Here is a 21,364-nt window from a genome sequence, read left to right as displayed (position 1 = left end):
GCCGGTGATCCGGTCCCGAGGATCGTGCAAGGCGGCACTCGCTTTTGCAGGGTCCTGGTGCGCGCCGCGGGTCAGCGGCGGATCGCAGAGGATGGCATCGTCCAAGGTCATGCCAGCCCCCCCGCCATGGCCGTGGCGAAGGGGGAAAGGCCGGTGAACCGCCGCTCGAACGCGAGGCCCAGGGCGTCGGCCCCGGCGCGGGCGCGGGCGGTCAGGTCTGGATCGTCGGTCTGCGCCAGATAGACCACCTTGGTGTAGTGGGCGAAATACATGTCCCGCAGCTCCGGATGCCGGTCGAGGCCCAGCGGTTTGGTCACGAAGGCATCGAACTGGCGGGCCAGGAAGTCGGTCAGATAGAAGGCGTCGATCTCGTCCCGGGCGATGAACCGCTCGACGCCCTCGAAGAAGGCGTAGCAATGGGGCCCCTCGATCATCTCGACCCCAAGGCGCGTGCAGGTCGCCGGCAACAGGCCGCCGGTGCCGCAATCGGCGTAGGCCACGAAAATCCGCGCATAGGCGTCGGAATGCGCGGCCACCGCTGCCTCGACCGCCGCCGGGATACGTTCGGGGTGGTTGTGCAGGATCGCGGGCAGGCAGTGCAGGTCGATGTGGTCGAGGTGGCTGGCCGCCTTGATGGCAAGGATTTCATGTGCCAGCGCCCCGCAGGCCAGGATCAGGACCCGGCCCGTGCCGCGCGGGGCCAGCCCGTCGCGCAGAAGGACGGCATCGGGGGGGATGGCCGCAGTCACGCCAGTTTCACCGCCGTGCCATAGGCCATCACTTCGGAGGCGGCCTGCGTGATTGTCGACGTCTCGAGCCGCATTCCGACGATGGCGTCTGCACCCATGGCCTGCGCCTCGGCGATCATCCGGTCGATGGCCTGTTCGCGCGCGCCCGTCAGGAGGGAGGCGTATTCCTTGACCTCGCCGCCGACGATGTTGCGCAGGCCCGCCACGATGTCGGACCCGATGTGCTTGGCCCGCACGGTGGAGCCCTTGACGAGGCCCAGTGTCACCGCGATCTCGCGCCCGGCGATGGTGTCGGTGGTGGTCAGGATCATGGCAGGCTCCGCGTGTCAGTCCATCTTGTCGTAGCGGTCATCGTCGCGGTTGCCCAGACGGTCGGCCACGACGCGGAAAACCACATAGGCCACAAGAGCAGCGGGGATCAGCAGGAAGGTCCCGGCGGGGAAGGCGACGCTGGCCGCGACCACCGCGCCCAGCCAGACGGTCGCGGCAGCGGCGGCGATCACGATCACGAGGATCAGGACAAGGCGGTCGAGGGGCATGGCGTGGCTCCGGGGTTCGGGTGTCCCTCTGGATATGGGGGCTGCGGCGGTCCGCGCCAAGCTGGATGGCTCAGCCGTCGTGCAGGGCGATGACGCGGGCGACGGCGGGGCGGGCGGCGACCCTCGCGCTGTGGGCCGCGAGCTTGGGGAAGCGGGTCATGTCCACGTTGTCGCCGGGCAACCAAAGGGCCACGTTCCAAAGATAGAGGTCGGCCACCGAGAACGCCGCCCCCAGCCAGTCGCCGGACAGACGGTCTTCGAGCCAGGTCGCGCAGTCGGTCATCGTCTGCGGCACCTTGGCCGTCATCGCGGCCTGTGCGGCCGGGTCGTCGGCCCAGCGGTGGCCGCGCATCTTGTGGGCGTGGGCGACATGGGCCGTGGAGGCGAGGTAGAACATCACCTCGCGCAGTTTCGCCGCCTGCCAGGGATCGTCGGGCATCAGGCCGGGGGACTGTGTCGCGATCCACTGCAGGATGGCCCCGGCTTCGGTCAGCGTTCCCTCGGGCGCGATCAGCGTGGGGACGCGCCCCTTGGGGTTGATGGCCAGATAGGCCGGGTCGCGCTGATCGTTCTTGCTGAAATCCACCCAGTTCAGGTCATGGGGAAGGCCCGCCTCCTCCAGCGCGGCATGGACCGACATGGAGATGGTGCCACGGGCAAGGAACAGGGTGAGGGTCATGGCAGGTCCTTTTCGGGGTATCGGGGTCAGATTGCGCACCAAAAGCGGGCGCTGGAAAGCCCCCTGGCCGCTTCGGGTCGACCGCGCGCGGCGTTTTTCGCGGGGCCTGCGGGCGGGGCAGGGACGTGCGGTTTTCGGGTCTTGGCGGGCCAGTCCTCATGCGGGCCTTCTGCGGGTCGTCGGCGGGATTTCATTGGCCGCCGGTGTTCAGGGCCTCCCGCTTCCCTTGCCGCGCAACAGGTCAATTGTTCGTCCGTCAATCGCCAGCAGGCCGATGGCGATCAGGCTCATCCCGACATAGTGCCGACCGGCTAGTTCTTCTTGCAGGATGACCGTGCCAAGCAGGATCGCGCTGACGGGAACAAGAAGCGTGACGAGAGCGACATTTACCGCCCCGGCGGATGCCAGGATGCGGAAGAAGAGAACGTAGGCCAGCGCCGTTGAAACGATAGCGAGCGCCAGCACCGACGCAATCACTGCAAGACCAGGCATGGGCAAGTTCCAGGGTCTGTCCATGACCGAGACGATTGGCACCATCATGATCGTCGTCGCGACGAGTTGTCCGAATGCCACCTGTGTCGCCGTCAGGTCCATTGCCTTGAACCTGCGCCCGTAGACCCCTGCAAACCCGTAGGCCAGTGCCGCACCCAGACAGGCCAGCATTCCCAGAGAGGCCAGGCTGGCCCCTGTCAGCAGATCGCCACCGAGCAGAACGACAACGCCGAGAAATCCGAACAGGATGCCGACGGCCTTGTTCGCAGCCATGCGCTCGTCCGCCAAAAGGAAGTGCGCAACGATGATCGAAAAGATCGGCGTCGTCGCATTCAGGATCGAGGCAAGTCCGCTCGGGATCATGGTCTGCGCCCAGAAGAGAAGGCTGAACGGTGCGAGGTTGTTCAACAGGCCCATGATGAAGAAGGCGGCGATTGTTCCTTTCGCGACGGGCCACGGTTCCCTCCGAAAGCGCAGGATCACCATGAGTGTAAGTGCCGCGATACCCGTGCGCAGCGTGACGACAGTCAGAGGCGGAAGCTCCTTGACCGCGACTGCGACAAAGAAGAACGACCCGCCCCAGAGGACCGAGAGCACGAAAAGCCGCGCCCAATCCTGCGGTGTCATGCGCATGGCAGATCTCCGTGATCCGTTGAACTTCGGGACACCTACGCACTTTGTCATGGCCGCGCTGGCCGTTTTCGGACACCATCACCCGGGCCCGCTCGTCTCAAGGCGCTTTCGGTTCTAAACTGCTGCCATGCTTGATTTCGTTACCTGCAACGAAGCGCGATTGAGGCGTGACCCGGCCTATGACGGCAAGTTCTTCACGGCCGTCCGGACGACCGGGATCTATTGCCGACCGGTTTGTCCCGTGAAGCACCCCCTCACGAAGAACGTCAGCTATTTCCCGACCGCCGCCGCCGCCGAACGGGCGGGCTATCGACCCTGCCTGCGGTGCAGGCCGGAGACGGCCCCTTTTTGTCCCGCATGGAAGGGAAGCAGAACCACGGTGGAACGGGCGCTGAGGCTGATCGAAGACGGCGCGCTGGACATCGGCAGTGTGGAAGACCTCGCAGAACGTCTTGGCGTCGGCGCGAGGCACTTGTCGCGGCTGTTTGCGAACCACATCGGAGCGTCACCGCTCCAGACGGCCCAAACGCTACGCATAGGACGTGCGAAGCGCCTTCTGGATGAAACCATGTTGCCGATGGCAGACATCGCATTCAAGGCGGGGTTTGGCAGCGTCAGGCGGTTCAACGCCGCTTTCCAGAAGCTGTACGGGCGTCCGCCGTCATCGATTAGGAGGCCAAAGCGGTGAGGGGCTTGTCGGAGCCGCTCATGTCGACGCCACAATTGGTGTCAGGAAGGAATCCGTGACCTGGGCCTTGACCGATTGCCGCGAAGGGCCGGGGGGCGGCGGTGGCGGCCCCCCGGGGTGTCAGGCGGACATCTGGTTGTGCTTGCGCGCCATCCAGGTCTTCGCCGTCTCGACCGCCACGGCGGCGTCGCGGCAATAGGCGTCTGCGCCGATGGCCTTGCCGAATTCCTCATTCAGGGGGGCGCCGCCGACCAGCACGATGTAGTCGTCGCGAATGCCCTGGGCGACCATCGTATCGATGACGACCTTCATGTAGGGCATCGTGGTGGTCAGCAGGGCCGACATGCCGACGATGTCGGCGTCCTCGGCCTTGGCGGCTTCGATATAGCTTTCGACGGCGTTGTTGATGCCGAGGTCGACGACCTCGAAGCCGGCCCCCTCCATCATCATCGACACGAGGTTCTTGCCGATGTCGTGGATGTCGCCCTTGACCGTGCCGATCACCATCTTGCCCACGCGGGGCGCGCCGGTTTCGGCCAGAAGCGGCTTCAGGATGGCCATGCCGCCCTTCATCGCGTTGGCCGCCAGCAGCACTTCGGGCACAAAGAGGATGCCGTCGCGGAAGTCGTTGCCGACCACGGTCATGCCGCCGACCAGCGCCTTGGTCAGGATGTCGTAAGGCTCCCACCCGCGTTCGAGCAGAATGTTGACGGCATCCTCGATCTCTTCGCGCAGACCGTCGTAGAGGTCGTCGAACATCTGCTGAACCAGTTCGTCGTCGTCGAGGTCGGCAAGGACGATGTCATCTTCTTCGGACATGGGGGCCTCCGGGCGGTGTATGATACGATGTGGCGACAGGCGGTCGCAGGGTCAGCGCAAAAAGCGACATGGGGCAGGCGGGGCGCGACGCCTCTTGTCGTGAGGTGTCGGATGTTCTATTTATGTTCTCATCACATTCCCCCATCGGGAGGTTCGGATGGGACAGACACGTCACGATTATCCGGGGCTGGCGGGGCGGGGGGCGCTGTCGAATGCGGCAGGCCGGTTCGAACCCTATACCCATGACGCGCCCTTGCCCGACCGCTTGCCGACCGAAGTGCGGGACGAAACGATCGGCCGGGTCATCAGCACGAACAAATCCCCCGACCTCGGGTTCGACCGCTCGATCAACCCCTACCGGGGCTGCGAGCATGGCTGCATCTATTGCTTCGCGCGGCCGACGCACGCCTGGCTGGGCCTGTCGCCGGGGCTCGATTTCGAGACGCGGCTGATCGCACGGCCCGGCGCGGCGGCGGCGTTGCGGCGGGAATTGGGCGCGCGATCCTACGTGCCCCGGATGATCGCCATCGGCACCAACACCGACCCCTATCAGCCGATCGAGCGGGATCGCGGGATCATGCGGTCCCTGCTGGAGGTGTTGCGCGACCATCGCCATCCGGTCGGCATCACCACCAAGGGCACCATGGTCGAGCGGGACATCGACATCCTGGCCGAGATGGGGCCGGAGTTGTGCCGCGTCGGCCTGTCGGTCACGACGCTCGACGCCGATCTGGCCCGCAGGCTGGAACCGCGCGTGCCCACGCCCGCGCGGCGTCTGCGCGCCATCGAGACGCTGGCGAAGGCGGGGGTGCAGGTCCGGGTCATGGTCTCGCCCGTCATTCCGGGGCTGACCGATCACGAGGTGGAGGGGGTGCTGCGCGCCGCCGCCGATGCGGGGGCTGTCGCGGCCAGCATGATCCCGCTGCGCCTGCCGCTTGAGGTGGCGCCGCTCTTCGAGGAATGGCTGCGCAGCCATGTGCCTGACCGCGCCCGCAAGGTGTTGGGCCGGATACGCGAATTCCACGGCGGCAAGCTCTATGACGCGGGTTTCGGTCAGCGGATGCGGGGCCGGGGTGTTCACGCCGACCTGTTGCAGCAGCGGTTCGTACGGGCCTGTCGCGAGACGGGTCTGGAGCAGCGCCTGCCGCCGCTGCGCTGCGATTTGTTCCGGGTGCCGGGGTCGCAGATGTCGCTGTTCTGAAGGGCGGCGTGCAAGATGCGGTTCGACCCTGCCGGGCCGGAGTATTTGCAAAGCAGAGAAGGGGGCGCGGTTTTTCGTCATGGGGCGGTGATCCGCGCCGCGATGGCCGCATGGTCGGACCCGTGGCGGCCGGCGAGCGTGGCGCTTCCGGTCCAGCCCTCGGGCAAAAGGACGTGGTCGATGGGCAGCGGCAGCAGGCCACCGATCCAGTAGCTGGGGCGCAGGCCGGGGAGGACTGTCGTCTGGCTGGCGGCGGCCACGCGGGCGACGGCGACGGACCAGGAGACCTGGTTGAAGTCGCCCGCGACGATCACAGGTTGGGGCAGGGCCGCTATCATCCGCGACAGGCTTGCGATCTGGCGATGCTGCGCGCCGCCCCTCGCAGGCCAGGGCCAGGCCAGGTGCACGGCCAGGACGGTGACGTCGCCGGCCGGTGTCCGGACCCGCATCCAGGCCTGCGCCCGGTCGAGGCAGCCGCGGGCAACGACCGGCAGGCGGGAGACGACCGCCGTGCTGGCCGTGCCCCGGCGCAGGCAGATTTCCTTGTCGTAGGGGAGGGCGCGGATGGTGTCTTCTGAGGCCCAGACCTCCTGAAAGGTGGCGATATCCTGGTCGGCCAGGCGCGCCGCGAGGGTGGGCGCGGCATTGGTGTAGAGCAGATTATGTTGCAACAGGCGCAGCGTCGGGGTGGGCATATCGGCGGCGGGCCAGGCGAGGGCCGCCACCGGAACGGCGCCGGCGACGGCCAGCAGAAGACCCAGGCGACGGAACCAGCCGCGCACCGTCAGCGCCAGCAGCAGAAGGGCGAGGCTGGCATAGGGCAGGCCGATTCGCAGGCTGTCGAAGGCCGGATGCAGGGACCCGGCCAGTCCGGCCATCACCAGAGCCGCCGCGCCGATCAGGGCTTTGTGGCGCATCAGGTGCGGGCGCGCCGTCGACTGGTGCGGTCGCGCGTCGGGCCCTTGCCATCGGTCCCGTCGCTGTCCGACGAGAAGCCGCCCAGACGGGTCGCGACATCGGCGAGATCGGGGGCGGGGCCGCGCGGGCGCGTCTCGAGTGCCGTGCGCATGGCGCGCAGATGGTCGGGCGTCGTCCCGCAGCAGCCGCCGATGATCGTCGCCCCAGCGTCGCGGGCGATGACGGCATAATCGGCCATCAGGTCGGGTGTGCCGTCGTAATGGATGTGGCCTTCGTGGTACTTGGGGATGCCCGCGTTGCCCTTGGCGATCAGGGGGCGCTCGGTCGCGCCGAATCCCATCACGGTGCGGATCAGGTCAGAGGCGCCGACACCGCAGTTCGCGCCATAAGCCACGGGTTTGTGGGACAGTTTCCCGATGATGCGCGTCATCTCGGCGCTGGTGGTGCCCATCATGGTGCGCCCCGCCGTGTCGAAGCTCATGGTGATGCACCAGGGCATGTCGGCCCGCTCGGCGGCTTCGGCGGCGGCTTTCAGTTCCTCGGGGGCGGAAATCGTCTCGACCCAGAGGACATCGGCGCCCCCGGCCTTCAGGCCTTCGGCCTGTTCATGGAAGATCTCGACGGCGACCTCGTGGGTGAGCGGGCCCATCGGGGCCATGATGTCACCCGTCGGCCCGACAGAACCCGCGACGATGACGGGTCGGCCCGCGCGGTCGGCGACATCGCGGCCAAGTTCGGCCCCCATCCTGTTGAAATCATGGGCGCGGGCCTGGGCGCCGTGCAGTCGCAAGCGGGAGGCATTGGCCCCGAAGGTGTTGGTCAGGAAGATGTCAGACCCCGCATCGACCGCGCCGGAATAGAGCTTGGTGATCTTGTCGGTCGCCGTCTCGTTCCAGAATTCGGGCGCGTCTCCGGCCTCCAACCCCATGTTGAACAGGTTCGTGCCCGTGGCCCCGTCGGCCAAGAGCCAGTCACGGGTTTTCAAAAGGTCGGAAAGGGCATCTGACATCGGGGAACCTGCAATTTGGGTCCAGCCTTTTCGCGCGTGCGCGACGCGGACGCAAACTCATAATCTGCATCACCTTCATGAAGCGGGTTCAAGTCTGGGGGCGAAATCGAAGGGTGATCCACGGGTGATCCACGTCGGATATGCGGGTGACGCGACGGGCGATCACGGTGGGGAGGGGATGAGAGCGGGGTTGGCGGAATGGGCGGGTCCCTGCGGGCCATCGCAGACGGTGGTACCGGGTGCGTCCCTGATGCGGGGGCAGGCCGCCATCGGTCATAAGTGCGACGCCGCAGATGGCGGGGCGGTTTCGGGGGTGATGGTCGTGGCGGATGTCGGGGATGCGGGACCAAGTTGGCTTTCGCTGCATCTGCTTAGTTAGCGCTGCGACTGCGCGGGATCGGCCAGGACGGGCCGGAAGATGTCGCCGGTGAAGGACACTGACGCGCCGATGCTGCGCTGCTTCCGATGTCAGCTCCGAGCCCAATTTCAACGATGCTGCGATCCGCACGAATGGCCGGTCTGCAATCGACGAACGAAAACGTGCAGAAGTTTGACGTGAGTTTTGCCATGGGTTTGCAGCGCAAGTCTTGAGCGATTTCAGAACTTGGTTTCCCAGAGACAAAGATGGCCGTTTTGATCTAATGAAGCGTTTCAGATCAATGTGAAACGAGAGCGAAGCCGCCTTGGGTTTGTTCGGCGATTCAACAACTGGTAGACGTTCCGCAAGACTGACTTCCATAGGGAGGAGATGGCAATAGACCCCCAGGAAACACAGGCCACGCGCGCGCGTCTTGAGGCGCAGGGCCAAGCGGGTCCAAAGATGTCGTTGGAAACCGCTTGCCGCTTAGGATCGGCTGCTTGTGCGCGAGAGCGAACCGTTGCGGTCCATCGACATGTTCGGTGCAGTCCCGGTGCCCCCGGTCCGGACCGCAAACCGATCGAAGAGTACAGGCGCGTCATTGCCCCTGATTACCTGGAGGGTATCGTGACAAATGTAGGGTTCTATCTGTTCCAGTCGGTCGCGGACGAACCGCTACGCATGGTGGGCGCGCCCTGGCCCGGCCTCTCCCCCGTTCCGGAGCGGCGGCCATGATGCGCGCGGCCCTTGTCGCGGTCCTGCTTCTTGTCGGATGCCGGGAAGCCGCGCCCGAAAAGATGTCGCTGCGGTTCGGGACATTCGGGTCCAGTCCGGTGGTCCACACCCATTTCAGCATCGAACAGCCCATGGGCGAGATCGGCCAACCGGTCCTGATCCATTCCTTTGCTGATCGCCGGTATCCCCGTTTCGACGGGTCCGACGCATTGATTGGTGGGCCGCGCGATGCAGGCGAAGATGGGATCTGGCGGGTCGAGGCGCAGTGGACGGAACTGCTGACCGGTAAGTCATGGCGCGCCGCTGTTGATGTCCCAGTCGACCGGATGACGCGTGGGTCCGGTGCCGTGAACTTCCAGGTGATCTTCGGTCCCAACGGTTTGCTGGAGATCGATTCAGACCAAGCTGGTCCCAAGCCTCTGGCCGAGGTGAACACCATTGGACGCACCTGTGGAACGAGGGTCTCCGAAGCCGACCGCGACTGGACAGTGTCCGGCCTATTTCCCGGCAAGCAAGAGCGAACGCTTGCCGCCGTCACGCCACCTGTCGGGCCGCCGACCTGCCCGCCGAGGGACTAAGCGTGGTAAATCTGACCGATATTGATGCCCAAGCGGCGATTGCCGCGGAAGGTTTGCCTGATACGGAGGCCGGGGCCACGACTCAGGCCTGAGCCCGCGCGACAGTGGAACTGGGCATGGTCTTCGATGGAACGTTGAACAACAGGTACAATATCCTCGACGGACGACCGGCGGGTGTCGACCCCGACCGTGAGAGTGCGAGCTATGACGCATCGCTGAGCAATCCCGTGTTGCTTTATGACCTCAAAGCGGTCGTTTACCGCCAGCCAACTGCGCCACCGTCCCAACCCGCAGACAGCAAAAAGCCCCCGGGGCGGGGGCTTTCGCTGGTCGGGTTGGACCTCACTTCAGCTCGGTCATGACCTGCTGTTTGGCGGTGACCATCAGCGTGTCCATCTGGGCGCGGATTTCTTCGCGGGAGGATTTGTCGCCCAGGTCGCCCGCGACCTTGCGCAGGACGTCGTCGTCGCCCGCTTCCTCGAAATCGGACTTCACCACTTCGGTCGCATAGGCCTTGAGCGCGTCGCCCTCCAGACCCATCTGCGCGCCGGCCCATTCGCCCAGAAGCCGGTTGCGGCGTGCCTCGACCTTGAACTGCAGTTCCGCGTCATGGGCGAACTTGTTCTCGAAGCTCTTCTCGCGGTCGGTGAAGTTGTTGGACATGGGGACCCTCCGGTAGATGTTTCCCCCTCGATATGCGCAGCCGCGCCCCGGGCTGCAAGTCGCTTCGCTTGGCAAAGACGCGGATAGGGCTTATGTGCCCCCCAACCGACCAAATCCCCCCGGAGACATCATGGCTCGACGCACCAAGGTCTACGAAGGCAAGGCCAAGATCCTCTATGAGGGTCCGGAGCCCGGAACCTTCGTTCAGTATTTCAAGGACGACGCCACGGCGTTCAACGCCGAAAAGAAGGCGGTGATCGACGGGAAGGGCGTGCTCAACAACCGTCTGTCCGAGTTCTTCATGGTCGGTCTGGGCGCCATCGGCGTGCCCACGCACTTCATCAAGCGGCTTAACATGCGCGAGCAGTTGATCCGCGCCTGCGAGATCATCCCGCTGGAAATCATCGTGCGCAACGTGGCCGCTGGCAGTCTTTCCAAGCGGTTGGGCATCGAAGAGGGGACGGCCCTGCCGCGCCCGATCATCGAATTCTGCTACAAGGACGACAAGCTGGGCGACCCGCTTGTGGCCGAGGAGCATATCATCGCCTTCGGCTGGGCCAGCCAGCAGGATCTGGATGATATCGTCGCCCTGTCGCTGCGGGTGAACGACTTTCTGTCGGGCTGCATGCTGGCGGTCGGGATCAAGCTGGTCGATTTCAAGATCGAGGTCGGCCGCGTCTGGGACGGCGATTTTCAGCGCCTGATTCTCGCCGATGAGATCAGCCCCGATTCCTGCCGTCTGTGGGACATCGAGACGGGCAAGAAGCTGGACAAGGACGTGTTCCGGCGCGACCTCGGCTCGCTGACGGATGCCTATACCGAAGTCGCGCGGCGTCTGGGGGTTCTGCCCGCCAATTCCGCGCCGATGACGAAGCCGCATCTGATCAACTGAGCCGGTCCGGGGCGGCGGTCAGCCGTCGGCCCCGGGGTCCGAGACACATTTGAGCCAGGTGCGATCCTCGCGCAGCAGGAATTTCTCGCGCATGGCGAAGTCGTAGTTCTCGCGCCCGAGCGGGTCGTCGGCCAGTCGCGCGCGGTACGCCTCATATGCGGCGAGGTCCGCGATGTTGTAGATGCCGTAGGCCAGCGTGCTCGACCCCTCGTGCGGGGCATAATAGCCCACGAGGTCGGCGCCGCAGCGGGGGATCGCGGTGCCCCAGTTGCGGGCATAGCGCGCGAAATCGGCCTTCTTTGTGGGGTCGATGTGATAGCGGATGATGCAGGTCAGCATGGTCGGTCCTTTGTCGGTTGCAGGGCCGGTGTCCCATATTGCCGGACGTCGATGCTTCGCCTACGGTCGAACCATGAAAGACGGACCGGACATTGCCCGCATTGCCGCCCTGATCGGGGATCCGGCGCGGGCCAACATGCTGACCGCGCTTATGAGCGGGAAGGCCCTGACCGCCACCGAACTGGCCGCCGAAGCCGCCGTGAGTGCGCCCACGGTCAGCGCGCATCTGGCCAAGCTCGCGGGGGCTGGGTTGGTGTCGGTGCGCAAGCAGGGGCGGCACAAGTATTTCACGCTGGCCTCGGGCCAGGTGGCCCATGTGCTTGAGGCGCTGATGGGGCTGGCCGCCGGGACGGGGCAATTGCGCACGCGGACCGGGCCACGGGACGGCGCGCTGCGGCGTGCGCGGGTCTGCTACAACCATCTGGCCGGAGAGATGGGGGTGCAGCTGCACGACAGTCTGCGGGCCCGCGATCTGCTGCGCGCGGATGGTGAGATGCGGCTGACCGAGGCGGGGGCGGCGTTTGTCGCGGCGTTCGGGATTGACCTATCGGCGCTTCGGGCGCGGCGCGCGCCGCTGTGCCGCGAATGCCTGGATTGGAGCGCGCGGCGCACCCATCTGGCGGGCAGCCTAGGGCGTGCGTTCCTGACCCGGATGGAAGGCCTGGGATGGGCGCGTCGCGACCCCGACAGCCGCGCCATCCTGTTCTCGCCCGAGGGCACGCGCCAGTTCGCCCGCGCCTTCCCGTCCGCCGCCTGACTTGCACCTGCGCGCCGAACCCACTAGCGATCCGCGCGACACCAAACCGCCCCGGAGAGCAAGCCCATGAAGGTCAAGGTCACGATCATGCTGAAAGACGGCGTTCTGGATCCGCAGGGCGAGGCCGTGCGCCACGCGCTGGGCGCGCTGGGGTTCGACGGCATCAACGGGGTGCGTCAGGGCAAGCTGATCGAGCTGGACCTGGCGGCGGGCACGACCCGGGCCGATGTCACCGCCATGTGCGAGAAGCTCTTGGCCAATACCGTGATCGAGAGCTACGCCATCGAGATGTGAGAGCCCCCCGGGCGAATGGCGACCTTTCGGTTGTCGTCGAGGTGAGGATTGATCGACGCGGTACGAAAGAACCTGCGTCGATTGTTCCCCGATGTCTTGTGATGCTGGGCGATGCGGGTGCGTCCTATACGCCGCTTCCCGAATTTCCCGATTTGAGCCACCGGAACTGCTTTCTACATTTCCGATGCGGATGGGTTCACCCGGTTGATGGGTGGGATGCACGATGTGCAGGTCTTCACATATGCCGGGCAGGGCGGGGCGTTTGGAGAGCCCATTTCGGTGACGAACCCGATCCCGTCGACGCGGACGACCAAGGGGGTGGAACTGTGGTTCCATCCGGGGCTTGGCCAGCGGCCTTTCCGGGACGGCGATCTTGCCGCTATGGTGCTGACGCCACCGTAGCACACGCTGGTCGCGCAAATATGGCGACGACCTTTCCGCCATCTACCGCACCGACGGCATGGGCTTGATCGCGGCGCGGGTCTGGGAAGATGTCCACGCGAAGGACAGCAACGGCAAATACCGCGGCACCAACGGGGCGTTCCAGGCGCGTGGCCGCTTCGTGTTCCGTTGGACCTATAAGGCGAGCGATCCTTACGGCGGGGGCGAAGGTCTGGTGGTTGCAGGCGCCCGGTGGCGGTGGGGATGGCACGCCATATATCCGCTGCCGCGTCGAAACCTGAGAAATTCCGGAACAATCCGGTCCGCTCCGGGTTGTTTTCCCGAGCAACAACGAAAGGAGATCCGCTATGAACTGGGACCAAATCAAAGGTAACTGGAAGCAATTCGCCGGCAAGGCCAAGCAACAGTGGGCCGATCTGACCGACGACGACCTTCAGCAGGCCGAGGGCGACCGTGATGTCCTCGAAGGCAAGATCCAGGAGCGCTATGGCGACTCCAAGGAAGAAGCCAAGAAGAAGGTCGACAACTGGATGGCCGGTCTCTGATCCGCCAATCTCTTGAATGACAAAAACCCGCTTCGGAGGATGCTCCGGAGCGGGTTTTCTTTGGCTTTACAAAGGCGCCCTGCCGGGCTTCCCTGTCAGTCAGGGAGGACCACATCATGCGCGCAGCTGTCTTGCGGGAATTCAACGCCCCGCTGTCCATCGAGGATGTCCCCGACCCCGAGTGCCCGAGCGACGGCGTGGTGTTGCGCACCATTGCCTGCGGGGTCTGTCGGTCGGACTGGCATGGCTGGGTGGGGGAACATCCGCGTATCAAGCCGGGCCAGATCGGCGGACATGAATATTGCGGCGAGGTGATCGCGGCGGGGCCGGACGCGCAGTTCGCGGTCGGGGACAAGCTGGTCGCACCCTTCATCCTGGCCTGCGGCACCTGTCCCGAATGCCGTTCGGGGCATCAGAACACCTGCCACGATCAGCGGTTGCCGGGCTTCATCGAGCCGGGCGCCTTTGCCGAATACGTGGCCGTGCCGCGCGACCACAACCTCGCGCGGCTGCCCGAAGAGCTGTCGCCAACGGTCGCGGCGGGCCTTGGCTGCCGCGTCACGACAAGTTGGCACGCCCTGACGGGACGGGCGGCATTGCAGGCGGGCGAATGGCTGGCGGTGCATGGCACGGGTGGCATCGGCCTGTCGGCGGCTTTGCTCGGCAAGGCCTTGGGCGCGAATGTGGTGGTCGTGGATATCGTGCAGGAGAAGCTGGACCACGCCCTGGGCCTCGGCATCGACGCGGCGGTTCTGGCCAGTGACGACACGGCGGCGCAGATCAAGGAGATCACCGGCGGCGGGGCCCATGTCTCGGTCGAGGCCCTGGGCATTCCGGTGACGGTCAACGGGTCGATCAAATGCCTGCGCCCGCGCGGGCGGCACGTGCAGGTCGGGATGCCGGTCGGTCATACTGCCCGGATGGAAGTGGACATGAACACCGTCTACATGGGCAACCTTGCGCTGTTCGGGACACGCGGGATGCCGGCGTGGCGCTATCCGTCCCTGCTCGGCATGATCACCAGCGGCAAGGTCGACATGTCGCCCCTGATCGCGCGGGAGGTGGCGCTGTCGGACACGTCCGCCGAATTGGCCGCCTTCAACGGCCCGACACCGCCGGGCGTGGCGGTCATCACCGATTTCAGCCGCTGAGGCCGAAGGCGACGACGCCCGGACCTGCCGGGCATCGCCAGTCTGTCAGGTCAGCGGGCGCGGGTGCAGAAGCCCGCATCGTCGCAGAACACACCGGCCAGGCCGCCGATGATCGCGCCACGGTCGCCGTTGCCGTTGATGGCCTTGGCCGCACCGTATCCGACGGCCGCGCCGACGAGGCCGCGCTCCATGTCGCTGTCGATGAAGCCGCCCTGGGCGCAGCCCGACAGAAGGGCGGTGGCGGTGACGAGGGGAAGCAGGATTTTCATGTCGTATCTCCGGGAAGGGGCCGACGCGGGGTCGGCATTGGTCTGATCTGTGCCCGGTCCGTGACCGAGCCTGTGAGGGAGGAGAAGGGGCGGATTGCCCGACCCGAATCTCCGTTCGGCTACAGCTTCGGATCTAGGGGTTTCACCGCCGCTATCCGATGACCGGAGGGGCCGGGACGCGGGGATTTCGCGTGTTATCGCATGTCAAAAGCGGGTTTATGCGCGGACCCGACCGCTTGGGTCAGCGGGCGCTTTCGGTCAGGGCGCGCGGGGACGTGGACGGCGGGACTTCGAAGTCGCCCGACATCAGCTCCTCGACGAAGAGGCTCACGAACTGAGGGCGGCCGCTGGTGCCGGACTTGGCATAGATGCTGGTGGTCTGGGCACGGACGGTGCCAGCGGCAGTCTGGCGAACCTCGGCGATGGGGGTGTTGTCGAGGCCCTTGAGGACCATGATCGCCACGTCCCTTTCGGCCTCGGTCAGGTGCCAGTCGTCGAAGAAGCCCTGCATCACCTCGGCCATCCTGCCGCGCGCGATCATGAGGCCCGTATCCATCTGGTCCATGCGCGACAGCAGCAGCCGCAACTCCAGCATCATGAAAGCGACGCCGATCAGCAGGGCGATGGCGGCCAGGGTCTCGACCCCGAAGTGAAGGTCGACGAAGGCCGCGCCTTCGAGCAGGTCCGTCACGACGTCACCGATGAAGAACAGCGCGCAGAGGGCTTGCAAAAGGATGATCGCCGCAAGAGTGGTCGCGCGTCGGGTCTTGCCGTCGGCGGGCCATATCGCTCGTTTCATTCGACGTTTTTCCCGTGGGGAATTCTCTTGGAGCCCGATACCATGGCGCGCACCAGATTGACACCGGACCGCCAGCTGTCGAGGGCTACGCCGGCGACATGCAGCGCAACCGAGATCATCAGCCAGTCGAAGGCCAGCTCATGCGCCGTCTCGACCCAGTCGATCCCGAAAAAGCGCAGCGTCGTCATCATGTAGCCGGTGACGCCGATGGCAAGAACGGTCGCCCAGATGTTGTAGACCATCAGCGCGCCAAGCGGGTTGTGCGACAGATGGACGGTGTCGTCCCCGGCCCGCATGGCGCGCAGGTGGCGGATGGCCCGCATTGGGTTGGGCGGAAAGGCGGTGAACCGCGCGGGGCGGGGGCCGACGACGGCCCAGACGAGGCGGATGGCGACAAGGCCCAGGGCCACATAGCCGACCCATTCGTGCAGGTCGCCTTCGACATCGGTCAGCGCGCCGTTGACCACGATTGTCGCCAGAAGGGACCAGTGGATCAGGCGCACCAGCGGGTCCCAGACCGGGATGTCGCGGGCGCCGGAGCGCCCGCTGTGTTGATCGGACAGGATCGACATGACCGTCTCAGTTCATGTCGAGCTTGGTGATGGCACCGGTCGCGGGGTCGACATAGACCTCGCCCATGGCGCCGTCCTTGACGAAGTAGATCTCGATCTTGCCGTCTTCCATTTCGGCCTTGCGGACCTCGTAGCCCATTTCGGTCAGGCTGGCCTGAACCTCTTCGAGCGTGGTGCCGAGCAGGGTCTCGGTGGTAAGGTCCTGCGCCAGGGCGGGGGACGTCATGGCGATCAGGGCGATGAGTGCGAATTTCTTCATTGTGGTCTCCTCGGGATCGGGTGTGAAACGGCAACGGGTGTTGTCGTCGGCCTCGACCTGACGGCCTGGACCTCGCCACACCATTGGAGGGCCGCTTAAACCGCGGGCCTAAGCCTGCGCTTAGAGCGGGAAGCCGCCGGAAATCCGTGGTTCGCACGGAGCTGATCTCGGGGTCGCGAGGTGCTGGAACTTCGCTGCGGGATGTGACAAGCCGCGCGCAGGTCCAACTGTCCTTTGCAAAGGTCATCCCATGAAAGCTGCCGTCCTCGTCTTCCCCGGGTCCAACTGCGACCGCGATCTGGCCGTGGCCTTCCGCGCCGCCGGGTTCGACACGATGATGGTCTGGCACAAGGAAACGACGCTGCCCGAGGGCGTCGATCTGGTCGGGGTGCCGGGCGGGTTCAGCTATGGCGACTACCTGCGCTGCGGGGCCATCGCGGCCCAGTCGCCGATTGCCGCAGCCCTCAAGACCCATGCGACGCGGGGCGGCTACGTCTTCGGGCCCTGCAACGGGTTCCAGATCCTGACCGAGACCAAGCTGCTGCCCGGCGCGCTTTTGCGCAATGCGGGGCTCAAGTACATCTGCCAGACCGTCGGTCTGCGGGTCGAGACGACGGACAGCGCGTTTACCCGCCCCTACAAGAGGGGTCAGGTGATCGACATCCCGATCGCCCACCACGAAGGCAATTACACCGCTGATACCGAGACGCTGCGACGGCTGTCGGGCGAAGACCGGGTGGCCTTCCGCTATGTCGCGACGCCGAACGGGGCGATGGACGGCATCGCGGGCATCCTGAGCGAGAACCGCCGCGTCCTGGGCATGATGCCCCACCCCGAGCGGGCCGCCGACCCGATGCAGGGCGGAACGGATGGCGCGGCGCTGTTCCGCGGGCTGGCCGAAGCGCTGGTCTCTGCCTGAATGGCAGCCCTCCGCTTACGACGCTTGAGCCGGACGGGGGGCAGGGATAGACAGGACCATGTCTTTGCGCGACCTCTTCGGGCGACGTGCCGCCCGGCCTGACACCAACCTGACGATTCCACCGATGAGCGTCCCGCCAAGCGAGACGCCGCATCTGCCGTGGCCCGTGCGCCTGTTGATCGTCGGCGGGATCCTGGCGGCCGGGGCGGCGATCTGGTTCGCCAACGGGCTTTTGACCGAGCGTTTCGTCGAGACGACGCGGCAGCGGGCCGAACTGCGCCAGTCGCTCTATGCCGGTGCCATCCTGTCGGAGTTGCAGCGCAATTCGGTCGTCCCCCTGCTGCTGTCGCGCGATCCGACGCTGATCCAGGCGTTGAACGCGCGCGATTTCTCGACGTCGAGCCAGCGCCTGATTTCCTATGTGGACGACATCGGCGCGGCCTCGATCCGGCTGATGGACATGGACGGTCGCACCGTCGCCGCCACCGACCGGGAGCAGTTGGGCCAGACCTATACCAACCGCCCCTTCTTTACCGAAGCGCAGGATACGACCGACACGGTCTTTACCATCTTTCCCAATGAAACAGGCGCTTACGAGGCAAGCTTCAGTCGGATCGTGCAGGACGGCCCGCGTCAGTTGGGCGTGTTGCAGGTGCAGGTCAACCTGGCGCAGTTCGAAAGCCGCTGGCGCGGCACCACCGCCGCCGTGGCCGTGACCGACGCGGGGGGCACGGTCATCCTGTCGACCGAACCGCGCTGGCGCGGGCAACCGCTTGAGACGGCGATCAAGCAGACGTCGGTGCCGTCGGCGCTGGAGCGGGCGCTGGCCACGACCGGGGCGTTCCAGGCGGATTCTGACGAGGCGTTCTATGCCGGTGCGGCGCTGATCCAGCTCGAGACGCGGGTGCCCTTCCGGGGGTGGCGGTTGGTGAGCTTCACCAGTTACGAGTCGGTGCGCGAACGGGTGAATGGCGTTCTGGCGCTCATCATCACCGGCTTCGCGCTGCTGCTGGCGCTCGGATTCTATCTGCTCAACCGGCGCACCACGTTGCGGTCGCTGCTGGTCCAGCGGGAATCGACGCAGTTGCGCCGCCTCAACGACCGCCTGAGCCGGGAGATCGCGGAGCGCAAGCGCGTGCAGGAAGAGCTGAAGGAAACCGAGCAGAGCCTTGCCCAGTCGTCAAAACTGGCCGCCCTGGGCGAGATGTCGGCCGCCGTCAGCCACGAATTGAACCAGCCGCTTGCCGCGATGAAGACCTATCTGGCGGGGGCCAAGCTCCTCCTCCAACGGCGGCGCGCCGACGAGGCGTTGTCGTCGTTCCAGCGGATCGACGACCTGATCGAGCGGATGGGCGCGATCACGCGGCAGCTGAAATCCTATGCCCGCAAGGGTGGCGATGCCTTCGAACCCGTTGATGTGCGCCAGGCCGTCAGTTCCGCCCTGACCCTGATGGAGCCGCAGTTGCGTCAGGAGCAGGTCCGGTTGAGCCAGATAATGCCCGAGACACCGGTGATGGTGACGGCCGACCGGCTGCGGCTGGAGCAGGTCATCATCAACCTTGTGCGCAACGCCCTCGATGCGATGCGCGAGGTTGAGGATCGGGAGTTGGATATCCTTCTGACCGCGGGCGAGGATGTGGTGCTGGCCGTCCGCGACACCGGCCCCGGGATCGAGTCCCCCGACAAGTTGTTCGAACCATTCTATACGACCAAGAAACCGGGCGAAGGCGTGGGCCTTGGCCTGGCGATTTCATCGGGAATTATCACCGACCTTGGTGGGCGGTTGACCGCGCGAAATGCCGTCAGGGGCGGCGCGGTGTTTGAAGTTCGCTTACCGAACATTGATATGGCGCTTGATGCAGCTGAATGAGGACTTTGATGGCCAACCAGACCCGGATCGCGATTGTCGACGACGAACAGGACATGCGGCAATCGATCAGCCAGTGGCTGGCCCTCTCGGGCTTTGCGACAGAGACGTATCCCTCGGCAGAGGAAGCCCTCAAGAAGATCACGCCTGAATTCCCCGGCGTCGTCATCAGCGACATCCGCATGCCCGGCATGGACGGGATGCAGTTCCTGAAAAAGCTGATGAGCGCCGACAGCTCGCTGCCCGTCATCATGATCACCGGCCACGGCGACGTGCCCATGGCGGTCGAGGCGATGCAGCTTGGCGCCTATGATTTCATGGAAAAGCCGTTCAATCCCGACCGGCTGACCGATCTGGCCCGCCGTGCGGCGCAGGCCCGCAAGCTGACGCTCGACAACCGGGCGCTGCGGCGTGAATTGTCCGACGGCACGGTCCTGATGCGCAAGCTGATCGGTACCAGCCCCGCGATGGAGCGTCTGCGCGAGGATATTCTGGACCTGGGCCAAGCCGATACCCACGTCCTGATCGACGGGGAAACGGGGACGGGCAAGACCCTGGTCGCCCATGCGCTGCATGCCGTCGGGCCACGGGCGGGCAAGACCTTTGCCATGACCTCCTGCGCGGCCCTGGGCGAGGATGAGTTGGGCGCCAAGCTATTCGGCCCCGTGACCGAAGGCGGCCTGCCGCTGGTCGAGGAGGCCCGGGGCGGCACGCTTGTGCTCGAGGATATCGAGGCGCTGCCGCTGGCGCTTCAGGCTCGTCTGTTGACCTTCATCAACGATCAGGGGACGCCGGCGGAAACCCGGATCGTCGCCATCCACAACGGCTCCGACCCCGAGAAGACGCTGGAAGACAGCCTGCGCCCCGACCTGTTCTTCCGTCTGGCGGCGATGAAGCTTGTCCTGCCGCCGCTGCGCAACCGGGGCGAGGATGTGCTGACCCTGTTCACCCATTTCGCCGAGAGTTTCGGCGAGGAATACGGCGCCACCCCGCCGCAATTGTCCGCACAGGAGGCCGCGCAACTGTTGCAGGCGCCCTGGCCCGGCAACGTGCGCCAGCTCATCAATCTGGGCGAGCGTGCGGTGCTGCAGCAGCGGCGCGGCACCGGTTCCATCTCTTCGCTTCTGATGTCGGACACGCAGGAGCAGGGCGAGACGGTGCAGGTCACGACCGAGGGCAAGCCCCTCAAGGAATATGTCGAAGCCTTCGAGCGCATGCTGATCGACAACACGATGCGGCGTCATCGCGGGTCGATCGCGAGCGTGATGGAAGAACTGTCGCTGCCCCGCCGGACCCTGAACGAGAAGATGGCGAAATACGGCCTGAGCCGGTCCAACTATCTGTGAGGACCATCACGCTCGAATCCTTCGGGTCAGGTGGGTACGAGATTGTCGCGCTCATCGTGATCGGTGGCATCGCCCTGGTGGCGCTTGTCGCGATTGGCGGGCTTGTCCTGATGGTGCGCAAGCGCGGCGTCGGCCGCCTGATCGGCGCGGCATTGGTGTTTGGGGTTCTGGCGCTCCTGATCGGACCGTGGCTTTCGGCGCAGATCCCCGCCCGTCAGCAGGCCGCCCGGATTGAAGCCGCGTCCTTCTGGCCCGAGACGCTCGACCTTTCGGGCCGTCATGTCCTTGTGATCCGCAACAGCTCGTATTGTGATTTCTGCACGCCGCTGGTCACGCGCACCGGGGCCGCGTCGGTTTATCTGGCGTATACCGATCTGATGGATTGGACAGATGACGGCTGGCCCGGCCTTTCGGCGTGGAGATTGCCGCTTGGGGGTGGGGTCAGGCTGGTGCCCGATCCTGCAGCCGAGCCTGCTTATGGCTATCCCGACGATCCGGGTCTCGATTGGCAGGAAGCGCCGGTTCCGGACCGCGTGGATATCGTCATCTCGCTGGATGAACAGGACTTCTTCGTCGCTACACAGCGTACCACGTCGGGCCTGGGCGAAGAGGATGCGCTGGATGTGCGGTGGTCTTTGCATGTCTACGAGGTGCCGGGCGGGCAGATCGGGAACCTGACAGAAGCCGATCTTGTCGCCCGGATGATGCAGGTGCGCCCCGACATTCCGAGACCCTTCTTCCCGATCACCTCCGATGCGCCGTTCCTGCCGGATGGCGCGGGGTATGATGCGGTCCTGTCGCGCTGGTTCTGCGGGACCGATGCCGCGCCCGACTGTGTGGATTTCTTCCCCGGCTGAAAGGCCCCGGATCAGCGGCCCTCTCCTTTTGATTT

Annotated in this window: 27 protein-coding genes; 13 read left to right on the top strand and 14 right to left on the bottom strand. The window is 65.6% G+C overall.

Annotated elements, in window-relative coordinates:
* Positions 1–107: 107 nt before the first annotated feature.
* The 5 genes from BM002_RS03725 to BM002_RS03705 all read right to left on the bottom strand — a co-directional run bounded on the left by BM002_RS03725 (position 108) and on the right by BM002_RS03705 (position 3,092).
* Positions 108–749 (bottom strand): DUF1638 domain-containing protein, encoded by a 642-nt coding sequence (locus BM002_RS03725; protein WP_245749111.1) that lies wholly within the window; start codon positions 747–749, stop codon positions 108–110.
* Positions 746–1,060 (bottom strand): YbjQ family protein, encoded by a 315-nt coding sequence (locus BM002_RS03720; protein ID WP_092777410.1) that lies wholly within the window; start codon positions 1,058–1,060, stop codon positions 746–748. Before BM002_RS03720 ends, BM002_RS03725 begins: the two co-directional genes overlap by 4 nt.
* Before the next feature lie 15 nt (positions 1,061–1,075).
* Positions 1,076–1,288 carry a hypothetical protein gene (locus BM002_RS03715; protein WP_092777408.1) on the bottom strand — a complete coding sequence of 71 codons (213 nt, stop codon included), beginning with the start codon at positions 1,286–1,288 and terminating at the stop codon, positions 1,076–1,078.
* Positions 1,289–1,358: 70 nt separating this feature from the next.
* Complete coding sequence (locus BM002_RS03710) at positions 1,359–1,967, bottom strand: glutathione S-transferase family protein (RefSeq protein ID WP_092777407.1); 609 nt, start codon at positions 1,965–1,967, stop codon at positions 1,359–1,361.
* A 207-nt stretch (positions 1,968–2,174) separates the two neighbouring features.
* Positions 2,175–3,092 carry a DMT family transporter gene (locus BM002_RS03705; RefSeq protein WP_217641141.1) on the bottom strand — a complete coding sequence of 306 codons (918 nt, stop codon included), beginning with the start codon at positions 3,090–3,092 and terminating at the stop codon, positions 2,175–2,177.
* Positions 3,093–3,219: 127 nt separating this feature from the next.
* Between BM002_RS03705 and BM002_RS03700 the strand changes: the two genes are divergently transcribed.
* Entirely contained in the window at positions 3,220–3,780 is a 561-nt protein-coding gene (locus BM002_RS03700) for a bifunctional transcriptional activator/DNA repair enzyme AdaA (RefSeq protein WP_092777406.1), read from the top strand.
* A 120-nt stretch (positions 3,781–3,900) separates the two neighbouring features.
* On the opposite strand, the gene BM002_RS03695 is transcribed toward BM002_RS03700, so the two are convergent.
* Complete coding sequence (locus tag BM002_RS03695) at positions 3,901–4,599, bottom strand: corrinoid protein (RefSeq protein WP_092777405.1); 699 nt, start codon at positions 4,597–4,599, stop codon at positions 3,901–3,903.
* Between the two features lie 157 nt (positions 4,600–4,756).
* Here BM002_RS03695 and BM002_RS03690 point away from each other — a divergent pair, with 157 nt between their 5' ends.
* Positions 4,757–5,800 (top strand): PA0069 family radical SAM protein, encoded by a 1,044-nt coding sequence (locus BM002_RS03690; RefSeq protein ID WP_092777403.1) that lies wholly within the window; start codon positions 4,757–4,759, stop codon positions 5,798–5,800.
* 77 nt (positions 5,801–5,877) lie between these two features.
* On the opposite strand, the gene BM002_RS03685 is transcribed toward BM002_RS03690, so the two are convergent.
* A complete protein-coding gene (locus BM002_RS03685) occupies positions 5,878–6,717 on the bottom strand; it encodes an endonuclease/exonuclease/phosphatase family protein (protein WP_092777401.1) in 840 nt (279 codons plus the stop codon).
* On the bottom strand, positions 6,717–7,727 hold the full coding sequence (bmt, locus tag BM002_RS03680) for a betaine--homocysteine S-methyltransferase (protein ID WP_092777399.1): 1,011 nt from the start codon (positions 7,725–7,727) through the stop codon (positions 6,717–6,719). Before bmt ends, BM002_RS03685 begins: the two co-directional genes overlap by 1 nt.
* A gap of 1,155 nt (positions 7,728–8,882) precedes the next feature.
* On the opposite strand from bmt, the gene BM002_RS03675 reads away from it, so the two are divergent.
* Entirely contained in the window at positions 8,883–9,398 is a 516-nt protein-coding gene (locus BM002_RS03675; RefSeq protein ID WP_139212232.1) for a hypothetical protein, read from the top strand.
* 342 nt (positions 9,399–9,740) lie between these two features.
* On the opposite strand, the gene BM002_RS03670 is transcribed toward BM002_RS03675, so the two are convergent.
* Positions 9,741–10,061 carry a DUF1476 domain-containing protein gene (locus tag BM002_RS03670; RefSeq protein ID WP_092777395.1) on the bottom strand — a complete coding sequence of 107 codons (321 nt, stop codon included), beginning with the start codon at positions 10,059–10,061 and terminating at the stop codon, positions 9,741–9,743.
* Positions 10,062–10,191: 130 nt separating this feature from the next.
* On the opposite strand from BM002_RS03670, the gene purC reads away from it, so the two are divergent.
* Positions 10,192–10,953 carry a phosphoribosylaminoimidazolesuccinocarboxamide synthase gene (gene purC / locus BM002_RS03665; protein WP_092777393.1) on the top strand — a complete coding sequence of 254 codons (762 nt, stop codon included), beginning with the start codon at positions 10,192–10,194 and terminating at the stop codon, positions 10,951–10,953.
* A gap of 18 nt (positions 10,954–10,971) precedes the next feature.
* Here the strand turns inward: purC and BM002_RS03660 are convergent, their stop codons facing one another.
* Positions 10,972–11,292, bottom strand: coding sequence for an NIPSNAP family protein (locus BM002_RS03660; protein ID WP_092777392.1), 321 nt, complete (start codon positions 11,290–11,292; stop codon positions 10,972–10,974).
* A 73-nt stretch (positions 11,293–11,365) separates the two neighbouring features.
* Between BM002_RS03660 and BM002_RS03655 the strand changes: the two genes are divergently transcribed.
* The 5 genes from BM002_RS03655 (at position 11,366) to BM002_RS03635 (ending at position 14,441) form a co-directional block, all read left to right on the top strand.
* Positions 11,366–12,049, top strand: coding sequence for an ArsR/SmtB family transcription factor (locus tag BM002_RS03655; protein WP_092777391.1), 684 nt, complete (start codon positions 11,366–11,368; stop codon positions 12,047–12,049).
* A gap of 66 nt (positions 12,050–12,115) precedes the next feature.
* On the top strand, positions 12,116–12,343 hold the full coding sequence (gene purS / locus BM002_RS03650; protein ID WP_092777389.1) for a phosphoribosylformylglycinamidine synthase subunit PurS: 228 nt from the start codon (positions 12,116–12,118) through the stop codon (positions 12,341–12,343).
* 207 nt (positions 12,344–12,550) lie between these two features.
* Positions 12,551–12,745, top strand: a complete 195-nt coding sequence (locus BM002_RS19230; protein WP_092777387.1) for a hypothetical protein — start codon at positions 12,551–12,553, stop codon at positions 12,743–12,745.
* Positions 12,746–13,092: 347 nt separating this feature from the next.
* Positions 13,093–13,290 (top strand): CsbD family protein, encoded by a 198-nt coding sequence (locus BM002_RS03640; protein ID WP_092777385.1) that lies wholly within the window; start codon positions 13,093–13,095, stop codon positions 13,288–13,290.
* Between the two features lie 116 nt (positions 13,291–13,406).
* Positions 13,407–14,441, top strand: coding sequence for a zinc-dependent alcohol dehydrogenase family protein (locus BM002_RS03635; RefSeq protein ID WP_092777383.1), 1,035 nt, complete (start codon positions 13,407–13,409; stop codon positions 14,439–14,441).
* Between the two features lie 50 nt (positions 14,442–14,491).
* Here BM002_RS03635 and BM002_RS03630 read toward each other — a convergent pair whose 3' ends face one another.
* The 4 genes from BM002_RS03630 to BM002_RS03615 all read right to left on the bottom strand — a co-directional run bounded on the left by BM002_RS03630 (position 14,492) and on the right by BM002_RS03615 (position 16,340).
* Positions 14,492–14,710, bottom strand: coding sequence for a hypothetical protein (locus BM002_RS03630; protein ID WP_092777382.1), 219 nt, complete (start codon positions 14,708–14,710; stop codon positions 14,492–14,494).
* A 241-nt stretch (positions 14,711–14,951) separates the two neighbouring features.
* On the bottom strand, positions 14,952–15,509 hold the full coding sequence (locus BM002_RS03625; RefSeq protein WP_092777380.1) for a helix-turn-helix transcriptional regulator: 558 nt from the start codon (positions 15,507–15,509) through the stop codon (positions 14,952–14,954).
* Complete coding sequence (locus BM002_RS03620; protein ID WP_092777378.1) at positions 15,506–16,081, bottom strand: cytochrome b/b6 domain-containing protein; 576 nt, start codon at positions 16,079–16,081, stop codon at positions 15,506–15,508. Before BM002_RS03620 ends, BM002_RS03625 begins: the two co-directional genes overlap by 4 nt.
* Positions 16,082–16,088: 7 nt before the next feature.
* Entirely contained in the window at positions 16,089–16,340 is a 252-nt protein-coding gene (locus BM002_RS03615; RefSeq protein ID WP_175484791.1) for a PepSY domain-containing protein, read from the bottom strand.
* 250 nt (positions 16,341–16,590) lie between these two features.
* On the opposite strand from BM002_RS03615, the gene purQ reads away from it, so the two are divergent.
* The 4 genes from purQ (at position 16,591) to BM002_RS03595 (ending at position 21,329) form a co-directional block, all read left to right on the top strand.
* Positions 16,591–17,259: a phosphoribosylformylglycinamidine synthase subunit PurQ gene (gene purQ / locus BM002_RS03610; RefSeq protein ID WP_092777374.1), complete on the top strand. Its 669-nt coding sequence runs from the start codon at positions 16,591–16,593 to the stop codon at positions 17,257–17,259.
* 124 nt (positions 17,260–17,383) lie between these two features.
* Positions 17,384–19,129: a sensor histidine kinase gene (locus tag BM002_RS03605; RefSeq protein WP_092777372.1), complete on the top strand. Its 1,746-nt coding sequence runs from the start codon at positions 17,384–17,386 to the stop codon at positions 19,127–19,129.
* An 8-nt stretch (positions 19,130–19,137) separates the two neighbouring features.
* The gene (locus BM002_RS03600) at positions 19,138–20,472 is read left to right on the top strand and encodes a sigma-54-dependent transcriptional regulator (RefSeq protein WP_092777370.1); all 1,335 of its coding nucleotides are present in this window, start codon (positions 19,138–19,140) and stop codon (positions 20,470–20,472) included.
* On the top strand, positions 20,469–21,329 hold the full coding sequence (locus tag BM002_RS03595) for a hypothetical protein (RefSeq protein WP_092777368.1): 861 nt from the start codon (positions 20,469–20,471) through the stop codon (positions 21,327–21,329). The genes BM002_RS03600 and BM002_RS03595 overlap by 4 nt, the downstream gene beginning before the upstream one ends.
* Positions 21,330–21,364 lie beyond the last annotated feature (35 nt).

Source organism: Jannaschia pohangensis (genome assembly GCF_900113875.1).
Taxonomy (GTDB): Bacteria; Pseudomonadota; Alphaproteobacteria; order Rhodobacterales; family Rhodobacteraceae; genus Jannaschia; species Jannaschia pohangensis.
The sequence above is the reverse complement of the archived record's forward strand: the minus strand, read 5'-3'. Positions and strand labels throughout refer to the sequence as shown.

Coding starts and splice junctions, on each gene's coding strand:
- BM002_RS03690 (WP_092777403.1), top strand. CDS start 4,757: ATGGGACAGACACGTCACGATTATCCGGGGCTGGCGGGGCGGGGGGCG.
- bmt (WP_092777399.1), bottom strand. CDS start 7,727: ATGTCAGATGCCCTTTCCGACCTTTTGAAAACCCGTGACTGGCTCTTG.
- purS (WP_092777389.1), top strand. CDS start 12,116: ATGAAGGTCAAGGTCACGATCATGCTGAAAGACGGCGTTCTGGATCCG.
- BM002_RS03695 (WP_092777405.1), bottom strand. CDS start 4,599: ATGTCCGAAGAAGATGACATCGTCCTTGCCGACCTCGACGACGACGAA.
- BM002_RS03715 (WP_092777408.1), bottom strand. CDS start 1,288: ATGCCCCTCGACCGCCTTGTCCTGATCCTCGTGATCGTGATCGCCGCC.
- BM002_RS03605 (WP_092777372.1), top strand. CDS start 17,384: ATGAGCGTCCCGCCAAGCGAGACGCCGCATCTGCCGTGGCCCGTGCGC.
- BM002_RS03600 (WP_092777370.1), top strand. CDS start 19,138: ATGGCCAACCAGACCCGGATCGCGATTGTCGACGACGAACAGGACATG.
- BM002_RS03710 (WP_092777407.1), bottom strand. CDS start 1,967: ATGACCCTCACCCTGTTCCTTGCCCGTGGCACCATCTCCATGTCGGTC.
- BM002_RS03625 (WP_092777380.1), bottom strand. CDS start 15,509: ATGAAACGAGCGATATGGCCCGCCGACGGCAAGACCCGACGCGCGACC.
- BM002_RS03640 (WP_092777385.1), top strand. CDS start 13,093: ATGAACTGGGACCAAATCAAAGGTAACTGGAAGCAATTCGCCGGCAAG.
- BM002_RS03635 (WP_092777383.1), top strand. CDS start 13,407: ATGCGCGCAGCTGTCTTGCGGGAATTCAACGCCCCGCTGTCCATCGAG.
- BM002_RS03615 (WP_175484791.1), bottom strand. CDS start 16,340: ATGAAGAAATTCGCACTCATCGCCCTGATCGCCATGACGTCCCCCGCC.
- BM002_RS03720 (WP_092777410.1), bottom strand. CDS start 1,060: ATGATCCTGACCACCACCGACACCATCGCCGGGCGCGAGATCGCGGTG.
- BM002_RS03620 (WP_092777378.1), bottom strand. CDS start 16,081: ATGTCGATCCTGTCCGATCAACACAGCGGGCGCTCCGGCGCCCGCGAC.
- BM002_RS03660 (WP_092777392.1), bottom strand. CDS start 11,292: ATGCTGACCTGCATCATCCGCTATCACATCGACCCCACAAAGAAGGCC.
- BM002_RS03675 (WP_139212232.1), top strand. CDS start 8,883: ATGTCGCTGCGGTTCGGGACATTCGGGTCCAGTCCGGTGGTCCACACC.
- BM002_RS03655 (WP_092777391.1), top strand. CDS start 11,366: ATGAAAGACGGACCGGACATTGCCCGCATTGCCGCCCTGATCGGGGAT.
- purC (WP_092777393.1), top strand. CDS start 10,192: ATGGCTCGACGCACCAAGGTCTACGAAGGCAAGGCCAAGATCCTCTAT.
- BM002_RS03630 (WP_092777382.1), bottom strand. CDS start 14,710: ATGAAAATCCTGCTTCCCCTCGTCACCGCCACCGCCCTTCTGTCGGGC.
- BM002_RS03685 (WP_092777401.1), bottom strand. CDS start 6,717: ATGCGCCACAAAGCCCTGATCGGCGCGGCGGCTCTGGTGATGGCCGGA.
- purQ (WP_092777374.1), top strand. CDS start 16,591: ATGAAAGCTGCCGTCCTCGTCTTCCCCGGGTCCAACTGCGACCGCGAT.
- BM002_RS19230 (WP_092777387.1), top strand. CDS start 12,551: ATGGGTGGGATGCACGATGTGCAGGTCTTCACATATGCCGGGCAGGGC.
- BM002_RS03700 (WP_092777406.1), top strand. CDS start 3,220: ATGCTTGATTTCGTTACCTGCAACGAAGCGCGATTGAGGCGTGACCCG.
- BM002_RS03670 (WP_092777395.1), bottom strand. CDS start 10,061: ATGTCCAACAACTTCACCGACCGCGAGAAGAGCTTCGAGAACAAGTTC.
- BM002_RS03705 (WP_217641141.1), bottom strand. CDS start 3,092: ATGCGCATGACACCGCAGGATTGGGCGCGGCTTTTCGTGCTCTCGGTC.